Consider the following 24,556-nt stretch of genomic DNA (forward strand, 5'->3'; position numbering starts at 1 on the left):
TTAAAATGTTACCGAAAAAATCCCCTCCCGACTTTGGTCGGGACAGGCTCTGCCCCCTTAAAAGGGGGATTTGCCAATTTACCGAAGACGGATCTAAAATTGATTTCTATAAGGTATTGCTTGTGAAAAAATTTAAAAAAAAGAAGAACTATATTTTATATACGCAAAGCGCGCTGGCCCGACAAAAAACCGGGGGTGCGGCAGGGTTGTGGGGAGAAGGATTTTTTTGTCTTGATTTTTTGCTACTTTTTGATCAAGCAAAAAGTACAATAGAAACAAGCTAAAATACCATAAATAGCCTTTGACCCACCATTATCCATTAAACAATGAGAAGTTTATATTCCCATATAATGCAAAAAACCTATCGTCATCTCAATTTCTGCGTTTTTTAAAATGTTAGTTCTACCGATGACGTGTTTTTAAATACCTGTAAATCAACACATTGAAAAGCCCACATCGTCATCCCGATTTCTGGGTTTTTTAAAATGTCAAGCCTTGCAATGACTGTTTGAGATCGGGTTTTTCTTAAATAAAACAATTGTCAGCATTCACCTAGGCCTTTGCCAGCTCCTTACAAGCTTTTACCAGTACGTCCAGCTCATCCAGTGTCGTATAGAGATTTGGACTAATCCTGCAACCATGTACATTTGATCCGTCGATGGCAACGGTAAAAATCTTGTATTTTTCCATCAGGATTTTTGCAAAGTCAGCTGGTTTCAGGCCTTCAATTCCAACATTTCCTATGCCGCAATGTCGGGCAGGATCCTCGGGCGTGTTTACAATTACCCCCGGGATATCCCTGACTTTGCTGGTCCAGTAAGTTTGCAAATACCGGAGGCGTTCTTCTTTTCTTTTCCCCCCAATGGCATGATGGTAATCTATGGCATCGCTGATGGCCAGGTCGGTATACGCCGGGTAGGTACCAATATGGTTCAGGCGATGAATGTCGTTGGGGTCTCGCTCTCCTTGGGCAAGCAAGGGCCAGACATGCTCCGCGTTCCCTTTCTTTACGTACAAGAGGCCCGCACCAAGCGGTGTGCTCAACCATTTGTGCAGGCTGGTACCGTAATAGTCGCAGTTCAGATCGGGTAGGTTAAACTGGAAATGGGCAAAGGCATGCGCCCCGTCCACCAACACCTGCACCCCTTTGCTATGGGCCATGTCACAAATTTTCCGCACCGGCAGGATCTGGCCCGTGATGTTGATCATGTGCGAAATCATTAATAGCCGTGTCTTGGGTGTGATGGCGGCCGAATAGAGCGCTACAATTTCTTCGTCGGATTGGGGCAGGTTTGGCACGGATACCACCTTATTTACCACCCCGTACCGTTTGGCGGCCAGTTTGAACTGATTCAACATGGCGCCGTAGTCCTGCTCGGCCATGACGGCCTCGTCTCCTTCCTTCCAATGAATACCTGTGATGATCAAATCCAGCGACTCGGTGGCGTTTCGGGTTATGACCACCTCCTCGGGGCTACAGCCCCCCAATTCCGCCAAACGGGCAGTGGTGGCCGCTTTGTTTCCCTTGCGCTCGTTTCGCATGTACCAGGATCCCTGGTAATTTACCTCCCGCACGTGCCCGATTAAATTTTCAAGGGTTTCCTGTGGTACAAAGCAATAAAAGCCATTTTCCAGGTTGATATAATCGGGTTTGAGCTTGTAACCAGCCCTTATCCCCGCCCAGAAGTCTTCGTTGGAGGCAAGTTGAGCCGGGGGAATGTGCTCAAAACGGGACAGGAGCTGGCCAAAGGAATTGGTACCGGGACTGGCCGTAACACCCAGTGCCAAAAGGTTTTTCAGGAAGGTTCTTTTTCTCATCTTCTGGAAAATTTGTTTAAATATAAGAAAAAAACAAAGGGTTTAAAAAGGAGAATTCTACCCCTTGGAAGGATGGAGTGGCAGGAGGTTATTCAGGAGAATGGGGAAGAGAAGCGGTTAAAAATGTTGGTTTCAAAAAAATTCAGTAGATGAATTGCTTCTTGCTCAAATGTAATCCTGTTGCTACTTTGGAACGGAATAATCCGTCTACCGATATAAATACAAGTATTTTACAAATTAAATTTTTTTTATTTATAAAACACCGAATTTTATGTGATAATTGCACCGTAATCAGCAAGCTATTTCTAAGTGGTGAATTGATCAATTAATTTCTTAGGTTTTTAATATTAGGCAGGACGGATACCTCAGCTATTGGGATGATTATCATGGAGAGATCCGGCTTAAACTGGCTAAAATACCATACGTTTTTGGTAAAATGAAGGACTGTAATTTTTAGCCTATCATTTACTTTTGGATTTTATTAACTAATTAAGTTTTCTAAAAAGGTCTTGATACATAAAAAAACACAGAATTAGTTTGCTGAAAAGAAACAACTAAGGTTTCGTGCATGCTGAAAGCTGTTTGAGGGAATGGATACTGAAAAAAATAAATGGATTTATTTCGATTAAATTAGGTTAATTAGTCAGTAGTCTGTTATTATCCCCCTTATCCGGTTTTTCAGTGTGTGCGGACTTTGGTTTCTAATAAGTGATGCCATAACTAAAAAAAAAGCCATATTCATAGGTATAGTTTAGTTCTGTCTGTTGGAATAAAACTCTCCATTGCCCATTTGGATAATGCGTTTTGCCTACTTTGTCGGTAATCATGGATTACAGGATTTTATCTACGCTATTAATGGAGCCGAAAGGTTTGAATCTGTAAAGGATGGCATTAGCTCATTGCCGGGATTTCTAAGTAAAGCGGGTTGGATACATTCACCAAGAAATAAAAAAAATATTGTGATGAAATCGAGCATGACGAGAACGTCACACACTGAGATGATTATTAAGCATGCGAGATTCCCTGTCTGTCGACAGGCAGTCATGTGGCCTATTAAAAACAAATTATAAACACATGAAAATAAACCTTATTATAAAAAAACGGGTAGGAGCTTCTATCTTGTTTTTTATACATATATGCCTACTCTCTGCACAGCAAACGACTCAGGAAGATGAAATGCGGAACCTAAATGTCGGTGGGTACCTGATTAGCCAATTGGAGAAAGTAGATGAATCTTACAATGCGGGATACTCCATGTATATGGCTGCCTGGCCTTTGGTCAGGGAGTATCCGGGAAGGAGTTTTCAGTCGGGCTTGTTTGGTACCTGGATGCATCCGCAACATGACGGGCCCTTGCCTGTAGAAAGACTTTACACCGATATTGAAGGAGGCCTTGGCTGGTGGCGGGATACAGAGTTCGCAACAGAAACGCCGAAATTCATTATGGGAGGTGTTCAACTAAACTTTGCAGGGTGGGCTAACGGGCCGGGTGCCGGAAGGGGAAGAGACTGGAGCGATCCAAAAGGAAAATATGGAGTTGCCCAGCTGAGTCCATGGGTCTTGTGGCCTCCGGATGGACTGAACCTGAAGCAGGGTACCTCCGGTGAATTATTTGGAAGTGGATACCTGCCTTTGCCACTTACTGAGCCGAAACCTACTACTGCCGGAATAGCGGTTCCTACCGGAAATCAGTGCTGGACCCTGTTTTTAAACACTGGAAATTTCAAAGGCCCGGTTGCATTCTTTACCCCTTATTTTTGGACTCAGGCATCTGCAGAGGATCCACGGCTGAGTGGTTTGTTTTTAGATCAGCGCCCCTCAAAAGCCAACAAACCCTTTCAGATGGAAACACAACACATTCATTCCAAAGAAGCTACTGACTCCGAGGGTCAGACTTACGCCCGTATGGCAACTACACAATATCCCGCAGGACCGGATGGATCTTCGGCGTTATTGCACCGCCTGATGGTTTATAACAAGAAAGCACTCTGGGATGATGTTGAATCCTGGTTTATGGGAGGAGAAGTAGCTAATGGAAACATACATATAGAGGAGGCGGCCATGCAAAGGTTTAAAAAGGGAGTCAGGTCAAACTGGAGTTTTTATGGCGAACACATTCAAAAAGACAAACGTGCATTATTGAATATCACTTCTTACTTAGATGCCAGTGTAACTGATTCAGCTACTTTGAGGGTTATTTGGGAAGGTGAGCACGTCTCAAGGAGAGAAATAAACAAGAGTACATTGGTGGTACTTCCTGAGTATTATAAACTGGTTAAAACCGAAAATGACGATATCGGGGAGTGGGTGGCTGTGGCTCCCGGGGATGTACCCGCTGAAACAGGATTGCACGAAGTTGATTTTAGAAGCACTGACAAAAGAAACCCCTTGCCTTACGTTACCCCTGAGGATCCAGAAAGCAGCTGGAAGACCCCTGGCCCGGCAGCTGGGCCTTTTAAAGCGAAACTGGGAGACGGTAGTACAGTAACTTATTATTGGTACCGGTTTGCCGACCAGCCTGCATTGCTCAATGCTGATCTGAGCGGAGAGGAGCGTGAAGAAATGCAGAGACGGGCTGAGTTGCTCCACAGACACTGGACAACGGAGCGCGAATACCTTCCTCCTCCATTGATAGGAGAATTGGCGGAGCTGGATCCGGCCCTTATCGTCAAGCCTCCGGCTGGGTTTGAAGTTGGCTATGTTCCTATAGTCACACAGCAGGGATTAGAGTAAAAGTGACCTGGTACATATTGAAGTGAATGTGCTGGAACAAGACGACAACTTTATACCTGATGCATCTAACCGGATCAATTTCAGGTAGAAGGGGATGCAAGAATAATTCCGTTAGATAATGGTGATCCTTTACATGAGGAGGGCTTTGACAGTCCTTCACGAAAACCCTTTAACGGAAAATGCCTGGTCATTCTGAAATCAACAGGAAAGGCAGGAGCGTTCACCTTGTTAGCCGAATCTGATAGGCTGGCCAATGCACAGCTATCCTTACAGACAAGGTAAAAAGGCAAAATCGGTAATTACAGTTAATCCCTTTTAAACACGTTGTTTTTTCGGATTTTCAAAATGAATGCCTGAATTCATTTTCAATTATACTATCTTAGAAACCTAAATATGATGGATATTCAATCATATGAACAGTCTTAGAATTAAAAAGTAGGTTTAATTTATCCAAATGAAAATCCTGAAATACCGGGGAGTTCTTCTTTTTGCGGTTATCGCCTTTATTTCGTGTAAAGAGCAAACGAAAACCCCTAATATTATTTTTATCCTTACAGACCAGCAAAGTGAAAGCATGATGAGCAGTTCCGGCAATGACTACCTGCAAACCCCAGCCATGGATTATATTGCCAACAATGGCATTCGCTTTACCCGTGCCTATGTGACAAATCCGGTATGTTCTCCCTCCCGGGTAAGTATCATGACAGGCAGATTTCCGGGTTTTTACAAAGATTCCAATGGCAATCTGGTAAGAAATAATGCCGGCTCCATGGATATTCCAGCAAACAGCCCTGAGGCATCCCATGAAAATTTAACCGGATACTTAAAAAATGCCGGTTACGATTTGGTTTATGGAGGTAAAAGACACCTGCCCTCCTTTCTGGACCCTGAACTGCATGGCTTTCAGATACTGACCGATGATGCCAGAGGAGAATTGGCTGACCGGGCTGCAAGCTTTATAAAAGAAGACCACGAAAATCCCTACTTTATGCTGGTCTCCCTGATCAACCCACACGATATCTGTTTCATGGCTATCCGGGATTTTGCCGATTCCACCTATTTGCAGCAATTGCAACGGAATTTTCAAACGGAGTTAACGAACCTGGACAAGGCCCTGGAATTGCCGGAAGGAGTAAGTCGCGAGGCCTTTTTTGAACAATATTGTCCACCTTTGCCCCCCAATTTTGAGCCCCAGGAAGATGAGGCCAGGGCCATCCAGCTTTTTTTGGATCGGGATCCCCGTTCCTTTCGCAGCGGGGCGCGGAATCAATATACGGAAGAGCAATGGCGCATGCACCGGTGGGCCTATGCCCGATTGACAGAAATGGCAGATGCCCATGTTCAGGTAATCCTCGATGCGCTAATTGAGAGTGGAACCGAGGAGGAAACCCTGGTTATTTTCAGCAGCGAACACGGAGACAATGATGGATCCCATAAACTGGAACACAAAAATGTATTGTACGAAGAATCAATAAAAGTGCCATTTACCGCCATGTGGAAAGGGAAAATTCCGGCAGGTCAGGTAGATGACCGACATCTGGTTTCCGTGGGATTGGACATCTTGCCGACAGTAGCGGATTATGCCGGGATACCAGCGGAAGCGGATCCCCGGGGGAGAAGTTTAAGACCCTTATTTGAGGGCAGGGATATTGACTGGCGAACCTCCTTGGGAATTGAAGGGGAGATCAGCAGGGCGGTGATCCGGGAAGACGGGCTGAAATACATCCGCTATGATGCCGCCGGGTTTGAAGAGCGGTTGATGGACCTGAAGAAGGACCCTTATGAGACTACCCATTATACCCGGGACCCTGGTTATAAGGAGGAATTGGAACTGATCCGAAATGATTTTGAGCGGCACTGGTTTGAAGGTCATTAATGGATAAAAGGGCAGCGAAGAATAATCAACTTTACAAGCGACAAAAAAAATTAAAGCAGGAATACCATGAAAATTATTGCCATTTTCCTTCTTGCCTGTTCGTTAAATGCATGGCCATTTTCCCACCTGTTGGCTCAAAAAAGACCCAATATCCTGATCATCATGGCAGATGATATGGGATATTCCGATATGGGGAGCTTTGGGGGAGAGATAGCCACGCCAAATCTGGACAGGCTGGCAGAGGAGGGAATTAAATTCACCCAATTTTACAATGCTGCCCGATGTTGTCCCACCCGGGCTTCCTTGCTGACAGGCTTATATCCCCATCAGGCCGGAATAGGTGGAATGACCAATGACAGGGGGCTGCCGGCATACAGGGGAGACCTAAGCAATCAATGCGTGACCATTGCCGAAGTCCTGAAGAATAGCGGCTACCAAACCTTTATGAGTGGAAAATGGCATGTGACCAAGCACGTGGATATTTGGAGAACCTGGTTAACAGAGGACCAAAAAATCCGGACTTCCAAGCACAATTGGCCTTTACAGCGGGGTTTTGACACTTTTTTTGGGACCATCCATGGCGCTGGCAGTTACTACAATCCGGCGACGCTGACCAAAAACAATACGCCAATAGATGCAGGGGAGGACTTTTATTATACAGATGCCATTAGTGAACATGCTTCGGAGCTAATCAGAAAACTTGGTAAAGGGGACAGGGATGAAAAGCCCTTTTTTGGCTATATCGCCTATACGGCGCCCCACTGGCCTTTACATGCCTTGACCGCGGACATTGAAAAATACAAAGGTAAGTATGACCGGGGCTGGGATAAGATCCGTGAAGAGCGAAAGGCCAGGATGGAGGCCATGGGCTTGATTCATCCCGAATGGAAACTGAGTGTTCGGGACCCGAATAATCTTTCCTGGGAAGAAACCGGAGACAAGGCCTGGTGGGCGGCTTGTATGGAAGTCTATGCGGCCATGGTAGACAGGATGGATCAGGGAATTGGAAGCATCATACAGGCATTGGAAGAAACCGGCCAATTGGACAATACTTTGATATTCTTTTTGCAGGATAACGGGGCTTGTCACGAGGTGTTGACTGATAACTGGCCCAGGTCCCTGCATTTCCCTGCCTTTCAGCGGGATGGCAGCCCCTTGCTCAGGGGCAACGATGTCACTGTGATGCCTGGTCCTGAAAGTACCTATATGAGTTATTCTTCCGAATGGGCAAATGCCAGCAATACGCCTTTCAGGCTTTACAAACACTATATCCATGAAGGGGGCATTTCCACGCCATTGATTGCCTACTGGCCGGAAGGTATACAGCAAGCCTCCCGGATTTCAGGTCAACTGGGGCACATCACCGACATCATGCCTACTATTGTAGAAGTGGCTGGAGCCAGTTATCCGGAAGAATACAAAGGGGAAAAGATCAAGCCCATGGAAGGACAAAGTCTGGTGCCGGTATTCCGCAATCAAACTTTTGATCACCATGCAATAGGGTGGGAGCATGAGGGGAACCGTGGTTTCAGGGATGGAAAATGGAAGTTGGTGGCAACCAACCGTCCGGGGGCGGAATGGGAATTATACAACATAGAAGCTGACCGTACGGAACTACAGGATTTGGCAAAGGTACAACCCAAGATTACAGCGGCCATGGTTCGAAAGTACACCGAATGGGCCAATCGGGTAGGGGTGGTTGACTGGGGAAATCGATAGCTTTCCGGGTCCTGCCTGCAAGAATCTCATGGAGTTGAACTGAGGAGCGGCTATTTAAGGCTTCGCCAGCGAAAGCAGAAAGACTTTACCACCTGCTCCCAAAAGTCGGTGGCCTGGTTGTTTTTTGCCGTTGATACCTCGGGTTTCAGGGGCATGGAATTGGCTGACAGCCAGCAGTAAGAATTGTCCTTGAGCTATTTACACAACTTTCATCCAGGGAATGCCATGGAAAAAAATGCATTAAATCCCCAAATTTCTTCGTTTCAGGCCCGCTGACAATGATTATTTGGCGCTTGTAACTCTCCGTTTTTTCCGCAAACTAGCGGTGTTAACATACGACACATTTTGGTTAAAATACTGGATAATTAAGACAGGAGGTCTTAATACTTTTATCCATAAATAAGTTCGATTATAAAATGGTATCAATTGGGAATGCCATTACCTTCCAAAGCGATTGGTTATGAGTATCATTCTAAAAGTAATTTTGGGGATCATGACGGGAACGTTTGGGTTCTATTATATTAGAGATGTTTTTAGACATAGAAAGCTGTTTTCCGGTAAACCATGGTCAGGTCTTTTAGCAACCGGATTTGTTACCAATTTTTTTGACACTCTGGGGATTGGGAGTTTTGCGCAGCAGACTGCCATTTTTAAGTTTTTTAAGCTTGTCGATGACCGCCTGATTCCCGGAACAATGAATGTTGGAAATACTATTCCCACTGTAACGCAGGCTTTTATATTCATGACAGTAGTTCAGGTGGACCCCATCACCCTGGTCAGCATGGCAACAGCCGCACCTCTGGGTGCATTGCTAGGTGCGGATATGGTTTCCAGGATGTCACGCCGCGGTATACAGATGGGACTTGGTTTCGGCCTGTTGGCGGTGGCCCTGATTATGATAGCTGGTTTTTTAAATTTGATGCCCGTAGGCGGAGAGGCCATAGGATTGACAGGATGGAAGCTGGCGCTTATTGTTGGTATGAGCTTTATTTTTGGTGCTCTGCAAACCGTAGGGGTCGGCTTTTATGCACCCTGCATGGCAATGGTCTATGCGCTCGGTATGCATCCGCTCACTGCCTTTCCAATTATGATGACCGCAACTGCCATGTTAATGGCAGCAGGCGGGGCCCAGTTTGTCAAAAAAGGGGCCTATGACAGGAAAGTTTCCTTTTCGCTATCGATTGCCGGGATTATAGGCGTGTTTCTGGCCGCCTTTGTTGTCAAATCTTTACCCCTGTTAATGCTCAAATGGGTGGTCTTGTGTATCATTCTCTATACATCAGTATGGATGTTTCTTTCTGCTTTCAGAAAAGAAAGGGAGTCGAAAATCAAAGTAATTTAATAGGGATGAAATTTATTCTCTTATCTTCTATTCTTGTCCAGTTGTATACCAGTATTACTCTTACCCAAGAAAAAGCCGATCGCCCAAACATCATCCTGATTTTTTGCGATGATTTGGGTTATGGGGACCTATCCGGCTATGGGTCTGTCTGGAACCAAACCCCGGAAATTGACAAAATGATGGTAGAAGGACTCCGATTTACCCAATTTTACGCAGGGGCACCTGTATGTACCCCTTCGAGAGCGGGCCTCATGACCGGTTCCTATGCCCGGAGAGTTGACCTGGATTTGGATGCAGCTAATCGATGGGTGCTTTTTCCAAAATCACAGAAGGGAATCAACCCTGATGAAGTGGTCATGCCGGAAATCCTTAAAGATGCCGGATATGCCACCGCCATCATTGGTAAATGGCACCTCGGCGATCAACGGGAATTTCTACCAATGAACCATGGATTTGATTTTTGGTACGGTTTGCCCTATTCCAATGATATGGGGATTCGTGTAAATGATGAGCCTACACTTCCCCTGATGAGAAATAAAGAAATTGTAGAAAGGATAAAAGGTGGAGCGAAGAATAGGGAACATCAGGCCACTTTGACGCAAAAATATACCGAAGCAACGGTAAAGTGGATTGATGAAAATAAAGAACAGCCATTTTTTCTTTACCTCTCTCATACCATGCCTCATGTCCCGGTAGCCGCCAGAGAAGCTTTTTATCAGCAAACCAATCACCCCAATAGCCATTATGGAGCTAGTGTTGCCGAAATCAGTTGGTCGACCGGAGAGATATTGGATTACCTCAAGGAAACACAACTGGCAGAAAACACCCTGGTAATTTTCACTTCGGACAATGGGGGTGCGGTCAAGTTTGGAGCCAGTAATGGTGTATTGAAAGGGAATAAAGGTTTGGTCTACGAAGGTGGGATCAGGGTCCCTTTTATTGCCTGGTGGCCAGGTAAAATTGCCCCGGGCACCACCTGTCATGCGCAGGCATCAGTTTTAGACTTGTTACCCACCTTTGCTTCATTGGCCAATAGGGAAATAGACAGAAAGATAAAAAGAGATGGGACTGATATTTCATCCTATTTTTTTGATCCTGAAAAAGTCAGAGAAGCCAGGCCTTTTTTTTATTGGCATGCAGGATACCTGATGGCTGTAAGGAATGGTGATTGGAAACTCAATCTTTTGGGGGAATTTTCTGCTCAAGAGCGGGAGAATATCATGAAGAGCACCTATAATTTGACCCGCTTTCCGGAAAACATTGAATTGTACAACTTGAAAGAAGACCCGGGGGAAAGTTTGGATGTCTCTGATGAGCATCCTGAAATGGTGGACCGCTTGTTTAAAATGGCCCAGGCAGAAAGAAAGGCCCTTGGGCAGTACGAACAGTACGGTCCGGAGGTCCGAAAAACCCTTTTAATAGAAAATCCCAAATACCTTTTCGATTAGCTGTTGCAAAGAAAGGATGTAAGTTTGAACACCCACGTAATGCTTGTCTATTTTATAGGCAAAATCAGGTTTACAGTGCAAAGTAATGTGCGCTTAAACCCAGTATCTTTTTGAAAATTAGGTAGTTTACTAATTTCATAATTCAAGCATTATTGTGGCAAAAGGCAAAATACCACACAATATGGTTAAGATATTGGATGCATGGTCAGGGGCATCTTAATAGCTTTAGCATCATCAATTAATCATATTGTTATGAAAACAAATTATACTAAAAAAAGTAAAGCAGCTGGTTGCTGTTTTGATCAAAACCAGATAAGGCAAAAACCTATTCCCTTTACAAGGGCTTGGGCCGTTTATTGTTTATCACTGGTGTTTATCCTTCCGGTGGCTTCGTTTGGTTCAACGAACCCAGGCAGTAATTTTATTGGGAAAGAAAATGGTGCATCCCATCTTACTGTTGGAAATGCCTCCTACGATAAATTCGATGAAAATTTATCTGCTCTTTTAGCGGATATCCAGGTTTCCGGGACAGTAAAGGATGATAACGGGGATCCATTGCCTGGTGCATCTGTTACGGTAGCAGGTACCACCATGGGTACGGTTACGGATATAGATGGGAAATATACGCTGGAAGTGGACGAAAACGCCACATTGGTTTTTTCCTTCATAGGGTTCGAACCTCAGGAGGTGGCTGTTGGCAACAAATCGCAAATAGATATCACTTTGCAGGCCAATTTATCCTCCCTGAATGAAGTCGTCGTTGTAGGCTACGGTACCAAAAAGAAGATCAATCTGACCGGGGCCGTTTCTACGGCAAGTGGAGAGGACATGGCAAATCGTCCGGTAACTAACGTGCAGCAGGCGATGCAAGGACTGGTAAGTAATCTGGTCATTACCCCCAATACGGCAGGTGGGGAGCCGGGAGCGGATATGGCCATGACCATCCGGGGTTTAGCATCGTTCGAAGGAAATACAGCTCCTTTTGTCATTGTGGATGGGGTTCCGATGGGTATCAACGACATCGACCCTAACGATATAGAGTCCGTTTCTGTATTGAAAGATGCCGCCTCAACTTCTATCTATGGAGCAAGGGCAGCTTACGGAGTTATCCTGATTACCACGAAAAAGGGGAGTAAAGGATCAAGGATTTCCTATTCCACAAATGCCGGGTTTAGTTCGCCTACCATATGGCCCGAATTACAGGGAGGTACGGACTGGGCACATGCACTGAATGATGCAAGAACCAATTTTGGTGCTTCTCCATTTTATCCGGAAGAGGCCATAGCCCGTTTGGAGCAGAATCTGGCCAATCCGGGAAGTGCACCCGGGATGTTGCCAAATGCATCAGGTGATAATTGGGATATATTGAACACCGGTACCATGGGTGTAGCCAATGATGGTATCAGAGATTTGATCATGAAGAATAACTCCTTCAGAGTGAAACATAACCTGTCTATTTCTGGGGGAAATGAAACCATGAATTATTATTTGTCCGGCGGCATGTATGATGAAGAAGGACTATTGAGATTTGGTGATGAGTCATTTAGTCGATTTAATGTGGATGCCAAGATCGGGGCAAAGGTCACTCCCTGGATGAACCTCGATCTATTTGTGAAATACAAGTCTGAAAATGAAGATTTCCCCTGGAACCAGAATTATGGTCGTGCCTGGTACATGAACTGGATTGGTAAAATAAAATTTGGCACACCTGCCAAGTATCCCGGGACAGATATTTGGACGCAACAAACCAATGTGGAGGCCTGGAGAAGAGTTCGCCAAACGATCACAGATAACCAGCTGGTCCTTTCACCCAAAATAGAAATAAAACCCATAGAAGGTTGGGTAACGACCGTACAGCTGAATTACACATCCACTCAGGTCGAAGACACAAGAACTGGTTTACAATATCCATGGGTCAGGCCCGGAGATGGTGTTAATTTTGCCGGTGGTGATATAGAATTTATACCACAAAACCGGGAATCAACAGAATATCACAATGAACTGAGAAGAAATACCTATCTCTCCCCAAACATTTATTCATCGTACTCAAGGGTATTGGGTAATCATGATCTTCAGTTGATGGTTGGATATCAACAAGAAGAATATACCTTCAGTAATTTAGGTGCAAGAAGTTTCTTCCTGCTGAGTGATGCCATTCCATCGATCAGTACCGCAGTTGGGGATCAACTGGTGAATGACGGCATTGGACACTGGTCTACCAGAAGCTTTTTTGGAAGGTTTAATTATATTTTTGACGAAAAGTACCTGCTTGAAGTAAACATGCGGACGGATGGGTCCTCCAGATTTGAAGAAGATGAGCGATGGGGCGTATTTCCGTCGGTATCGGCCGGTTGGATTATTTCGGAAGAGAACTTCATGTCATCATCTGGTATATTTGACCTGTTAAAATTAAGAGGTTCTTACGGAACATTGGGTAATCAGGATGTGGACAATTATTTATTCATCCCGACCATGCCCATTCGTCAAACCAATAATTGGTTATTTGGTGATCAGCGGGCCTGGACCGTTCGTGCACCCAATCTGAATAGTGTGAATTTATCATGGGAAACTGTATCCACCCTTGATTTGGGCATTGATACCTACCTGCTGAATAATCGATTGGGCGTTTCATTTGGTGTATATGAAACAAGGACATCCGACTTGGTTGGACCGGGACAACCCCTTCCGGCGGTATTGGGATCAACAGTACCAAAAAGGAATGAAGGAGAAATAAAAACACGTGGATGGGAGCTGGAGCTTTCCTGGAAAAATCAGGTTAGCCCGGATTTCCGTTATGAAATCAGAGGCCAATTGGCGGATTACAGAAGTACTGTAGTGAATTATAATAACCCGACCGGATTGTTGAATACCTTTTACCCGGGACAGGATCTTAATGAAATCTGGGGATATCGCTACGACGGACATTTTCAAACAGAAGCTGAAATTAACGAGGGAGTAGACCAAAGCTTTATTTATTCCGGCTTGTGGAGAACGGGTGATTTCAGGTACAAAGATCTGAATGAAGATGGTAAAATTGATATAGGAAACAATACACTTACTGATCCCGGAGACCTTGAAATCATAGGAAATACTACCCCCCGATTCACTTATGGTCTTAACCTGAACGCCCAATGGAGGAATTTTGATTTTTCTCTGTTTTTCCAGGGAGTGGCCAAAAGGGATTGGACATTTGGAAACAGTTCTGTATTCAGGGGGCCTGCAGCAGGACCCATGCACAATAATGTCTTAGAGGACCATATGGACTACTGGCGTGATGAGACAAGTGCTTTAGGTGCCAATCCAGACGCCTATTTCCCCAGACCCTATGCCCAGTTTTTTGGTGAAAATGCAAAAAATTATGGAACTCCCACCGATCACCTTCTGCAAAATGCCGCTTACTTAAGGCTGAAAAATCTGCAGATTGGCTATTCACTTCCTCAAAAAATTGCGGAAAAAGTGTTATTGACGAATGCCAGGATATTTGTGTCTGGTGAGAATCTATTGACCTTTACCGATTTGATGTTTTTTGACCCGGAGGCACTTGCCGGAAGATGGTATGGGGCTGGCGATGCTTATCCATTGAGCACGACTATGTCTGCAGGTTTAAACCTTAATTTCTAAAAAACGACACCATGAAAAAGATATTTTATATGCTAATACTGGTAATGGGAACAGCTATGTATTCCTGCCAGGAAGATTTTCTGGAGAGATCACCGCTTGATCAGATATCTGACCCGGAATTCTGGAACAGTCAATCCGATCTGGAATTATTTCTAAATTCGTTTTATGACTCATTTGAGGGCTGGCCAGCCTCAGGCGGTGGTAAGGCACCGACCAAAGACGAGGGAACAGACTTTGCATTAGAAGGACTCAATGCTTTTGGTGGCACTTTTACGCAACGTATGGATGGGGTAGTCAATGTTCCGGGTTCCGGCGGTGGCTGGAATTGGGGAAATATCCGAAACATCAACTATTTCCTTGCTAATGTTGATCGTGTTCCCGAAGGCGGTAATATGAGAGACCATTATGTTGGTGAGGGACATTTTTTCAGGGCTTGGTTTTACTTTGACCTGTTTAAGGATTTTGGTGCTCTTCCAATTATTACCGTACCGGTTACAGCTGAAGATGAAGATATTCTTTATGGCAGCCGTGCCAACAGAACAGAGGTTTTTGATTTTATTCTCAGTGATATCGATATGGCCATCTCTCTGATGGATCATAGCCACCAACTGGCAACACCAGGAACCCGCCTGAGTAAAGATATTGCCTTATTGTTTAAAGCAAGGGCAGCGCTATACGCAGGTACCTGGGAGAAATACCATCAAGGATCTGTTTTTGAAGGGCAAACCAATGGTTCGGCCTATTTACAGGAAGCCGCTGATGCCGCAAAGCAGCTCATTGACGAGGGGAATTTTTCTCTTATTACAGGGGATAGCAGCAGCGTTTATTTTGATCTCTTTAACCAGGTAGACTACTCGGGCAACCGCGAAGTGATTTTCTACCAGCATTTCGACAGAGCAGTTGGAGATAGCTTTAGCAATCAATTGTGGAACTGGCCAAATGGTTATGGTTATACCTACGATGCATCGAGATTTTATTTGAGCAATGATGGATTGCCCATAGCCGTTAGCCCCAATTTTATAGGAGATGAAACCCTGGATATTCTCGAAGTGAATAGAGATCCACGACTTGCCCAAACATTTATGGTTCCGGGAGACATCAGAAGAATACAAGGAACCGATACGCTTTACTTTGAGAACCCGGATGTGGACAACAGTGGTACTGGTATAGAATCACAAAAATTCCGGCACATTGTGGTAGACCCTGCAGTAGGAATTAACAATGGAAATGTGGATTATATTTTCATGCGTTATGCCGAAGCATTGCTGATTTATGCTGAAGCGAAAGCCGAATTGGGTACATTGACACAGGCAGATGTTGACATGACCATCAATCAGTTAAGAGATAGGGTGGGAATGCCACACTTAACTATCGGTAATATAACTTCCGACCCCAACTGGCCTGATTATGGCTATCCCTTGTCCGACGTGTTACAAGAAATCAGAAGAGAACGTGTAGTGGAATTGTTTGCTGAAGGGTTTCGTTTTGATGATTTGATGCGTTGGAGAGCACACGAATATTGGATGGGAGAACGATTTGTAGGCACATTTGCCACTCCCGGGTTAAAGGAATTATCCAATGTTCCGGTCAATGCTGACGGTTTCTTTGATCCCTTTCAGAACAGGTTAAGTGGACCGGATGGGGGATATGGATTTGATCCGGAAAGGGATTACCTGATGCCGCTACCTACCAATGAACTGACCTTAAATACCAACCTGGATCAGAATCCGGGCTGGTAAAACATGCCTTTTTCTACATAAAAGAAAGAACATCATCTCAACACTCCAGGTTAAAGGTCCTTTGACCTGGAGTGTTTTTTCCAGTTTATTCCGCAACCAGATCCAGGATTATGCTCATTTTCCTGAATCGATAGGGATTGAACCATTGATGTAAATATTTCTATACCCAATGATACAAAATTGTAAGTTGCTTCAACTATTGCAAGCCATCAATCAAATCAGGAAACCATGAATAAAAAGCAAATTCTTTTCGGTATCCTCTTTCCGCTCCTCATGTTCAACCAAGTCTGGTGCCAGCAAAAAAAAATGCATTTGGATGATTTTGAAGCACCAATAGGAGAATGGTTTGAATGTGGGGAGGCAAAATTGAATTCGGTAGACGCTAAACGATTAACAAGCCTGAGAGGGGAGGGAGTATTTGTTAATGGAAAGGCTGGCCGGATCATCAATCTTATTAGCAAAGAAAATTTTCAAGATGTTCATCTAACACTGGAATTTATGGTGTCTCTGGGATCCAATTCAGGAGTTTATTTACAGGGAAGGTATGAAATCCAGATTTTTGATAGCTGGGGAAAAGAAAACCCGGTTTCCTGGGATTGTGGAGGCATCTATGCCAGATACGATGGTACTAAAACCTATGAAGGAATTGCTCCATCGACAAATGCTTGCAAAGCACCAGGGGAATGGCAGCACCTGGAAATAGAATTTAACGCCCCCCGGTTTAATTCCAATGGAGAAAAAACAAAGCATGCAATGTTTAAAAAGGTGAAGCTTAATGGCATCACTGTGCACGAAAATGCAGCGGTTACAGGGCCTACAGCATCTTCCTTAGATGAAAAGGAAGAACCCTTGGGGCCCCTAATGCTCCAAGGTGACCATGGACCCGTAGCCTACCGCAACATAATCTTAACAAAACTTTGATTAAAAATCGAAAATAGAAAAAAGTTCGAAACATTTTGGCAATCACCGAAAAATTCCAATCTCCCGGATTAACCAGATAATTAATTTGCCCGTGCGCTTTATACTTTACCCCATGTTATTAATACTCAGTTTTCTGTTTATTTGCATAGGGCCTATCTCAGCCAAAAAGGCCCCTGAAAAACCAAATTTAGTGTTAATACTGGTCGATGACCTGGGGTATGCTGATCTGGGAATGCATGGAAGCAAACAAATTCCAACGCCAAACATCGATCGGCTGGGAGCAGAAGGAATTATTTTCAAAAGTGCCTATGTATCCTCCCCGGTATGTGCTCCTTCACGAGCTGGTATTATAACTGGAAAAAATCAGCTTCGATTCGGTTTTAATAATAATTTTGCTCCCACCCAACCCGGATTTGATCCTGCATACCAAGGCCTTCCATTGACTGAAGCAACCTTGGCGGAGCGGCTTGGTTCTCTTGGCTACGCGACCGGATTGATAGGTAAATGGCATCTTGGAGAAAAGCCACAATTTCATCCGTTAAAAAGAGGGTTTGACAATTTTTGGGGATTTCTGGGTGGCGGACATGACTACTTCAAGGCAAAACCAAACGGAAATGATTTGCTTTCCCCTATTCAGTGTAACTATAAAAAGCCGGCACCGCTCACGTACATGACCGATGATATTGGAAATGAAAGCGTTGATTTTATTAAGCGTCACAAGAATGAACCTTTTTTTTTGGTTGCCTCATTTAACGCACCTCATGCTCCAATGCACGCACTTGAAGAGGATTTAAAATTATTCTCTGCTATTGAAGATGATTTACGACGAATATATTGTGCTATGGTTTATCGCCTGGACAAAAATGTAGGGAAACTACTCGGTGCACTTCATCAAGAAGGATTGGAAGAGAATACCCTGGTTGTTTTTTTAAGTGACAATGGAGGACCTGCGGTAGATCCAATATCAAATGGTTCAATAAACGCACCCTTTCGGGGGCAAAAAACCACATTGCTTGAAGGAGGGATTCGGGTGCCTTTTATAGTAAAATGGCCGAAAGTACTGCCCGCCGGGGAGGAAATCGATGAAGTTATTTCAGCATTAGATATATTTCCAAGCTTTGTTGCAGCAGCCGGAGGAACAGTGATGCCGGGTGACGAGTTGGATGGAATAGATCTCATTCCTTTTCTGCGGGAGCCATTACTTAAGATCCCCGACAGATCTTTAAAATGGGGGTATACCGTATCCATGGCTTATCGAAAGGGAGACTGGAAACTCATTCGATTACCAGACCGCCTACCTTTGCTTTATAATCTTTCGGAAGATCCTTCCGAAAAGAACAATGTTGCCCTGCAGCACTTGGAGCAGACCAACACCATCCTGAAAGAACTGGGAAGCTGGGAGGTTCAGTTACCACAACCTCTTTTTCTGGAGCCACCCAGTTGGCGGATCCGTCACCTGAAGTTTTATGATGCGGAATACCAGCTTATTCAACCCGACTAACCTTCCATAGAACGAGAAATTATGGATTATAGAAATAGTGTGTTCTTTAGGGAGAGTAGCTAGCTGTATAATTGTTTTGAAAATCATCAATTGAAAAGTAGACGTACCTAATGAATCGCACCATGAGAAAAAGAAAAACAAAGTCCGTTGTTATCCCGTTATTGATTGCTTTGGTCCTTATCCTGCTTACTTTGGGAATAGGAATCGGGCAGACGGAAAATCAGGTTTCAAAAGCCAATGAAGCCATCGATGGTTTCGAACCTAAGGTAGAACTAATGGGCAATCGATTCCTTACCTTTGCCTCTGTGGTTCGGGTAAACCAAATCGAAACCACCCGTGCCGAATCTCATGGCGTGGATGAGTCGGCCGTACACAGTCCCGGCGAGGCCCGCATCTTCCGGGAAGCCATCGAAAAAGCCTGGCCCGGAGCAAGAATGACCTGGGCCTTTAGCTGGCTTGCCCTGCAGGATGAACGCCAGAATTATAGGGACTTGAGGGAACTTATCGTCTCTTACCATAAAAAATATGGAGATGAAATCACCTTTATACCTGGTGCCTACTTTTCACCGATGTACAACTCTCGGGAACAAACCAACCGTGACTTGCATGATGGCTTGCAAATGGTGGCTGAAATGGTGGGGGATGGGTACAGGCCCCAGGCTGTCATTGGAGGCTTCCTATCTGCCGATAACCTCCGGTACCTGTCAGAGGAAGAAGACATACACGTCAGCCAAGGGACCATCTGGAGCCAGTATGCCGTGGACAATGGCGATGGTGACGGATCCATTGTGTATCCCTATTATCCTTCTACCGAACATTTCAACAAACCGGCACAGGGAGATGCCGATTTCATCGACTGTGTAAATTTGGATGGCTGGACAGTGGATTTTCTGAATGCCAGGTATCCTGGCGCCAGACGAATCGATGGCGTCAATTGTGGTAGCCGGATGGGGGTAGGCCCCATAGAAACACTTATCCGACTGGGTACAGAACCCGGTGTGCGGCAAATGCTTTCAACTACAGCAACTCATTTCGACAAGGGATTCGAGTTGAATGGTTTCGCATGGGTAACCTCTATTTGGGAACTTAGCCTTGTGGAAGCCCGGAAGCTTTGGCCCGGTTACCAGGGAAGGAATGGTATGGAAGGGCTGGATATCTGGCTTAGTGAAATTCGCCGGCGCTGGCCGGATGCAAAGGCCATCACCCATGGAGAATTCGGAATGCTTTGGCGGGAGCATTTCAAAAGCAATGATGAATTGGATTATCGCTTTGTACACCGGGGGTCCGGCATCTGCGGATCCGAACCGGAACTGGAGATCCGCTGGTTCATGAACAAGGATTTCCGAATGGCCACGCTCAGGGATTGGATTGCCCAAACTCCTGAAAAGCTGATTGATTTTACCCGATATGATTTGAAAGCAGAGGAACCTGGTAATCCCGAGCCGGGCAAGCCGATCCGCAACTGGAGCCTGATGAACCGCCTGAACCAAAAGGGGACCAGGCCGCACGATGTGCCCATGAAAATAGAAGCACTTTATCCAGAAGAACAGGAAATGATCAAAAAGAGGTATCCTGTTTTGTTTGAGGAGGGGCATCCGCTGAGGATTAAATAAATGCCAAGGTTATATTCCAGCCCTAAAAGGGCGAGATATTTTTACCGTTAACAGAAATATAGAACGGGTAATATATTCCGCCCCTACAGGGCTTGGGTAGCGGTAATAGGTATTTCACAGGGCTTCACCCTGTGTTTTGATATTCCGCACTTTCAGTGCTTGGGTTTCGAGCAATTTTAATTCGTTTATACCCTAAAAAGAGTTTAGGAATTTAAATTTCCCCTACTCCAAGTTAACATTCAACTCAGCTCTGAAAGGCGATATAACTCAGCGATGGGTGCAGCCCATCGTTATAGAATGACTCAGGTAAATAGGTTTCCGAAACGATTGTTCCTCTGAGGATTTTTTTTTGAATATCAAATTTGAGTATTCATGAAAGACGAAGAAAATTTTTAAACCCAGCCCCATCATTGTTAACATACCATATTTTTTGGCTAAGATGATTGAGGGTTAGCCAGTTCAAACCCCTTAATTTTAAGGAATGATAGCAAATGGGCTGCGCTTCACAACAACCAGTAAATTAGGTTTTTATTGTTTTAATCTTCCTTTTGATCGAATAATAACAACTAATGTACCCATGACAGCTTACCTGTCTGACGGTGTTCCAACCGTCTGGCAGCTGTGCAGGCTATATATCGAATGAAAACAACGATAATCACATGATAAAATCTGTTTTTTTTCTAACGCTGACGCTATGCCTCTCGGTAATTGAGGTAAAGGCGCAGCTCATCTTTGAAAAGGATGAATACGCCTACCGCAGGGAGAAGCTTATGGATAATATTCCTGATGGAATTGCCATCATCCGGGGTGCATCCGAACCTCTGGGCGATACGCCTTTTAGCCAATACAACAACATGATGTATTTTGCCGGGGTTGAAATTCCCGATGCCATTCTTATCGTGGATGGAGAAAGGCGGGAAAGTGCTCTGTTTTTCACTATCAGTGAGCAGTATGCCGAAGGGGAAAATATACCCCTTGACCTGGTCAGGGAGCCTGTAAAAGTTACCGGAATTGAAAACTATTTTCCCTACGAAGATTTTTCTGAAACGCTAAAGGACAGATTAAAGCGCAGTACGGTAATTTATACGCCCTTCAGTCCGGAGGAATATATAGGCGAAAATTCCATGGAAAAATACAACAAATTCAGGCGTTCCGTAACCGAAAATGAATGGGATGGCAGGCTAACCCGGGAAATGCAATTCGTGGCCGTTTTAAACCAGCGATTCCCAGACAATCAGGTGTTGAATTGTACACCATTTATATGGGAACTGCGAAAGATCAAGTCCAAAGCTGAAATTGATGTACTGCGTCAGGCAGCCCAACTTTCTGTCGAAGCACACAAAGCAGTCATAAGAAATACCAGGCCGGGTGTGGAGGAGGTAAAACTGGCCGCCCTTTTCCAGCAGGTTTGCATGTCCGGCGGGGCAAAAGGATTGGCATTCGGGACCATTATCATGTCGGATAAAAACCATGCCTATGGTCATTACATGCAATATGACCGCACATTGCAGGAAGAGGACTTTATCATTCTGGATGGTGGTGCCAATGTGGGGTATTATGCATCAGACGTTTCAACCACCTTTCCGGCAAGTGGAAAATTCACCGAAACACAGCGGGAAATTTACGAGCTGGGTCTTTTTATAAGGGAAATATGCCAGAGCCTTTACCGGCCGGGGATTTCTTTGACAGAGATCGGTGCGGTAGTGAAAGGAGAGCTTGAAAAATTGGGTTTTGACACCACCGATCCCCGGTTTAAGTTATGGATTCGGGACGGCGGATTCAACCATAGCATTGGCATGGCCGTGCATGACAGGATGCTTGACTTCGACCGTGGAGAACCGCTGAAACCCGGGTTTGTCTTTGCCTGTGATATTATGGGAAAAGCGGACGAGGTAACCGGTATACGGATCGAAGACACCGTGGTGATCACTGAAGATGGCTTTGAAATCCTGTCAGCAGGTTTGCCCCGGACCATTGATGAAATTGAAGCATTCATGAAGAACAACTGATACAAAACCCCATTTAATTCTCCACTACCATGAAGCATACTTTTGTTTTATTTTTTTTAATAGTCGTTCATTCGGGTCTTTTTGCACAACAGATGGATATTTATCAAAGGCCGGTTACCCTCGAACCGGACAGGGATTTCGATGCCCTACATTACAGCATAAAACTGGATATCGATGTGGAGGGGAAGCAATTGAAGGGACAAAACACGGTTACCCTGACACCGCTCAGAAGTGATCTGAACAAGGTCAGCCTGGATGCGGAATCCCTGCTTGTAAGCGATGTGCTCGACAGTAAGGGTTTTCCCCTTGCTTTTACACAGGGCGAAGACAAAGTCCATATTTACCTTTCCCGCACGTATTCCTACTCAGACACCCTCACTTTTACGATAAAGTACAATCTCTCCAAACAAGTACCAGGCCTGAAGTTTATAGATCAAACGGAAACCAACCCCTTGCAGGTTTCTTCCGATTGCTGGCCCAACAAAGCCAGGCAATGGATTCCCTGTTATGACTATCCCCATGACAAAGTAACACAGGAAATGATCGTCACCGTTGACAGTGCCTACAAGGTATTGTCAAATGGTAAGCTAATGCGCATTACGGAAGACCAGGAGAGGGGAAAACATACCTACCATTGGAAACAAAGCCTGCCACACTCCACCTATCTCACAAACCTTAGCATTGCAGATTATACGGTCATCGAAGATTCTCTGGACGCGCTACCGGTAAACTATTGGGTATATGAAAGGCATGAGAAGGACGCAAAAAGATCATTTGCCAAGACACCTTATATGATTGATTTTTTTAACCAGCTATATGGCTATGCCTATCCCTGGGAAAAATATGACCAGGTGGTCTCTGCGCATCAGGGAGGGGGAGCCGAAGCCACGTCGGCAACCCTACTTGGAGAAGGGGCCGTAACTACTGTAGCCGAAGCAATCGACTTTTCTTTTGAAGGTATTCTCGCTCATGAGGTGGCGCATCAGTGGTGGGGAGACCTGGTTACACTCAGAAGCTGGGAGCATTCCTGGATAAATGAAAGTTTTGCCACCTATTCCGACTACCTGTACAAAAGATACGACTGGGGTGAAGATGAGGCGGCATATGACTTGCTGCGTAAAAAGAACGCCTACCTGCGCGAAGCGAATAACAGGTATATGCGACCCATTGTCTTTAACCGGTATGAAAATCCGGGACAGAATTTTGACAGCCATGCCTATCCCAAGGGGGCCAATGTCTTGCACATGCTTCGGTTTGTTTTGGGTGATGACACTTTTTTCAGGGTGATCAGTCAGTTTCTGCATCAATACGAATTTCAGGCAGTTAGCACCCAGGATTTTATGCGATGTGTGAAAGAAGTCAGTGGCCTGAATATGGATTTGTTTTTCGAGCAATTCCTGTTTCATCCGGGACATGCTGTATTTGAGGTCAGCAAAAACTGGGACGAATCAACCAGGACGCTCGTGTTGGAAATAAAACAAACGCAGGATAAGTGGGAGGATGTGCCCATTTACACGATTCCAGTCAACATTGGATTTTACCACAAGGAGGGAAAGACGATTGAAAAAGTTGCATTGAAAGATCCTGTGGAGAAATTTACATTTAAATTCGATGCGGAACCATTGATGGTTCGTTTTGATGAGGGTAACCACCTGCTTAAAGAATGGACCTATCCTAAAAGCGAGGAAGAGTTAATGTTTCAGGTGAAAAACGATGATGTACCCGGCAGATTATGGGCCATTGACCAACTTAAGGCCTTTAGCAGCTCTCCGAAAACGATTCAGAAATGGACCGATCTCGCCACAAACGATCCCTTTTGGGCCGTTCGGGAAGCTGCCGTTCAGTACCTGTCTGAATTCCATGAAAGCGGTAGTAAAGCTATTTTCTTACAGACCATTGGTGACAGCAATTCAAAAGTCAGAGCAGCATCCGTAAAGGCATTGGGGAGATCCAAAGATCCTGGAATGCTACCTGATTTCAAGGGAATATATGAAATGGATGACAGCTTTCTGGTAAGGGCGGAGGCACTTATAGCCATCGGGGCAAATGGCAATGCGTCCCATCTAAAATTTCTCAATGAAGCCGCAAAAGTCAGGTCGCCTCGCAATACATTAAAAAATGCTGCGGAGCAGGCGATTGAGCTTATTCGTGATTCGAACGGTAAATAACTTTTCCAAAGTTAGGTCCCAACAATCGGGAGGAATGGTAAAGAAGGT

15 protein-coding genes and 1 pseudogene are annotated in these 24,556 nt (G+C 44.8%); 14 read left to right on the forward strand and 2 right to left on the reverse strand.

The genetic code is table 11. From position 1 onward, the window contains the following. A partial coding sequence (locus HUJ21_RS23485; RefSeq protein WP_291373336.1) for a hypothetical protein occupies positions 1-284 on the forward strand: 284 nt, incomplete at its 5' end. 268 nt (positions 285-552) lie between these two features. Here the strand turns inward: HUJ21_RS23485 and HUJ21_RS23490 are convergent. Together HUJ21_RS23490 and HUJ21_RS23495 are read right to left on the reverse strand one after the other, a co-directional pair. Then, positions 553-1,818, reverse strand: coding sequence for an aminotransferase class V-fold PLP-dependent enzyme (locus HUJ21_RS23490; protein ID WP_291373337.1), 1,266 nt, complete (start codon positions 1,816-1,818; stop codon positions 553-555). 701 nt (positions 1,819-2,519) lie between these two features. Further along, positions 2,520-2,645: a hypothetical protein gene (locus HUJ21_RS23495; RefSeq protein WP_291373339.1), complete on the reverse strand. Its 126-nt coding sequence runs from the start codon at positions 2,643-2,645 to the stop codon at positions 2,520-2,522. A gap of 247 nt (positions 2,646-2,892) precedes the next feature. Here HUJ21_RS23495 and HUJ21_RS23500 point away from each other — a divergent pair, with 247 nt between their 5' ends. The 13 genes and pseudogenes from HUJ21_RS23500 (at position 2,893) to HUJ21_RS23555 (ending at position 24,508) form a co-directional block, all read left to right on the forward strand. Next, positions 2,893-4,551, forward strand: coding sequence for a hypothetical protein (locus HUJ21_RS23500; RefSeq protein ID WP_291373341.1), 1,659 nt, complete (start codon positions 2,893-2,895; stop codon positions 4,549-4,551). 87 nt (positions 4,552-4,638) lie between these two features. Beyond that, positions 4,639-4,833: pseudogene (locus tag HUJ21_RS25135) on the forward strand (hypothetical protein); the annotation flags it as partial. Between the two features lie 172 nt (positions 4,834-5,005). Continuing rightward, entirely contained in the window at positions 5,006-6,427 is a 1,422-nt protein-coding gene (locus tag HUJ21_RS23505; protein ID WP_291373343.1) for a sulfatase-like hydrolase/transferase, read from the forward strand. Positions 6,428-6,493: 66 nt separating this feature from the next. Next, the gene (locus tag HUJ21_RS23510) at positions 6,494-8,146 is read left to right on the forward strand and encodes an arylsulfatase (protein ID WP_291373344.1); all 1,653 of its coding nucleotides are present in this window, start codon (positions 6,494-6,496) and stop codon (positions 8,144-8,146) included. A gap of 460 nt (positions 8,147-8,606) precedes the next feature. Continuing rightward, entirely contained in the window at positions 8,607-9,488 is an 882-nt protein-coding gene (locus tag HUJ21_RS23515; RefSeq protein WP_291373346.1) for a sulfite exporter TauE/SafE family protein, read from the forward strand. Between the two features lie 5 nt (positions 9,489-9,493). Continuing rightward, complete coding sequence (locus tag HUJ21_RS23520; RefSeq protein WP_291373347.1) at positions 9,494-10,936, forward strand: sulfatase; 1,443 nt, start codon at positions 9,494-9,496, stop codon at positions 10,934-10,936. Positions 10,937-11,188: 252 nt separating this feature from the next. After that, positions 11,189-14,557, forward strand: coding sequence for a TonB-dependent receptor (locus HUJ21_RS23525; protein WP_291373349.1), 3,369 nt, complete (start codon positions 11,189-11,191; stop codon positions 14,555-14,557). Between the two features lie 11 nt (positions 14,558-14,568). After that, positions 14,569-16,296: a RagB/SusD family nutrient uptake outer membrane protein gene (locus HUJ21_RS23530; protein ID WP_291373351.1), complete on the forward strand. Its 1,728-nt coding sequence runs from the start codon at positions 14,569-14,571 to the stop codon at positions 16,294-16,296. A 228-nt stretch (positions 16,297-16,524) separates the two neighbouring features. Further along, positions 16,525-17,217, forward strand: a complete 693-nt coding sequence (locus tag HUJ21_RS23535) for a DUF1080 domain-containing protein (RefSeq protein ID WP_291373352.1) — start codon at positions 16,525-16,527, stop codon at positions 17,215-17,217. 190 nt (positions 17,218-17,407) lie between these two features. Beyond that, positions 17,408-18,718 carry a sulfatase-like hydrolase/transferase gene (locus tag HUJ21_RS23540; protein WP_291373354.1) on the forward strand — a complete coding sequence of 437 codons (1,311 nt, stop codon included), beginning with the start codon at positions 17,408-17,410 and terminating at the stop codon, positions 18,716-18,718. Positions 18,719-18,840: 122 nt separating this feature from the next. Next, positions 18,841-20,331, forward strand: coding sequence for a DUF3863 domain-containing protein (locus tag HUJ21_RS23545; RefSeq protein WP_291373355.1), 1,491 nt, complete (start codon positions 18,841-18,843; stop codon positions 20,329-20,331). A 659-nt stretch (positions 20,332-20,990) separates the two neighbouring features. Further along, positions 20,991-22,340 carry a Xaa-Pro peptidase family protein gene (locus HUJ21_RS23550; RefSeq protein ID WP_291373357.1) on the forward strand — a complete coding sequence of 450 codons (1,350 nt, stop codon included), beginning with the start codon at positions 20,991-20,993 and terminating at the stop codon, positions 22,338-22,340. 29 nt (positions 22,341-22,369) lie between these two features. Continuing rightward, positions 22,370-24,508 (forward strand): M1 family aminopeptidase, encoded by a 2,139-nt coding sequence (locus tag HUJ21_RS23555; RefSeq protein WP_291373359.1) that lies wholly within the window; start codon positions 22,370-22,372, stop codon positions 24,506-24,508. Positions 24,509-24,556: the final 48 nt, after the last annotated feature.

Origin of the sequence: Cyclobacterium sp. (assembly GCF_014762705.1) — a bacterium.
Classification (GTDB): Bacteria; Bacteroidota; Bacteroidia; order Cytophagales; family Cyclobacteriaceae; genus Cyclobacterium.

Bases quoted from the DNA above. Each gene is read 5' to 3' on its own strand.
- HUJ21_RS23490 (WP_291373337.1), bottom strand. From the start codon at position 1,818: ATGAGAAAAAGAACCTTCCTGAAAAACCTTTTGGCACTGGGTGTTACG.
- HUJ21_RS23500 (WP_291373341.1), top strand. From the start codon at position 2,893: ATGAAAATAAACCTTATTATAAAAAAACGGGTAGGAGCTTCTATCTTG.
- HUJ21_RS23525 (WP_291373349.1), top strand. From the start codon at position 11,189: ATGAAAACAAATTATACTAAAAAAAGTAAAGCAGCTGGTTGCTGTTTT.
- HUJ21_RS23535 (WP_291373352.1), top strand. From the start codon at position 16,525: ATGAATAAAAAGCAAATTCTTTTCGGTATCCTCTTTCCGCTCCTCATG.
- HUJ21_RS23505 (WP_291373343.1), top strand. From the start codon at position 5,006: ATGAAAATCCTGAAATACCGGGGAGTTCTTCTTTTTGCGGTTATCGCC.
- HUJ21_RS23510 (WP_291373344.1), top strand. From the start codon at position 6,494: ATGAAAATTATTGCCATTTTCCTTCTTGCCTGTTCGTTAAATGCATGG.
- HUJ21_RS23520 (WP_291373347.1), top strand. From the start codon at position 9,494: ATGAAATTTATTCTCTTATCTTCTATTCTTGTCCAGTTGTATACCAGT.
- HUJ21_RS23530 (WP_291373351.1), top strand. From the start codon at position 14,569: ATGAAAAAGATATTTTATATGCTAATACTGGTAATGGGAACAGCTATG.
- HUJ21_RS23545 (WP_291373355.1), top strand. From the start codon at position 18,841: ATGAGAAAAAGAAAAACAAAGTCCGTTGTTATCCCGTTATTGATTGCT.
- HUJ21_RS23515 (WP_291373346.1), top strand. From the start codon at position 8,607: ATGAGTATCATTCTAAAAGTAATTTTGGGGATCATGACGGGAACGTTT.
- HUJ21_RS23495 (WP_291373339.1), bottom strand. From the start codon at position 2,645: ATGATTACCGACAAAGTAGGCAAAACGCATTATCCAAATGGGCAATGG.
- HUJ21_RS23550 (WP_291373357.1), top strand. From the start codon at position 20,991: ATGATAAAATCTGTTTTTTTTCTAACGCTGACGCTATGCCTCTCGGTA.
- HUJ21_RS23555 (WP_291373359.1), top strand. From the start codon at position 22,370: ATGAAGCATACTTTTGTTTTATTTTTTTTAATAGTCGTTCATTCGGGT.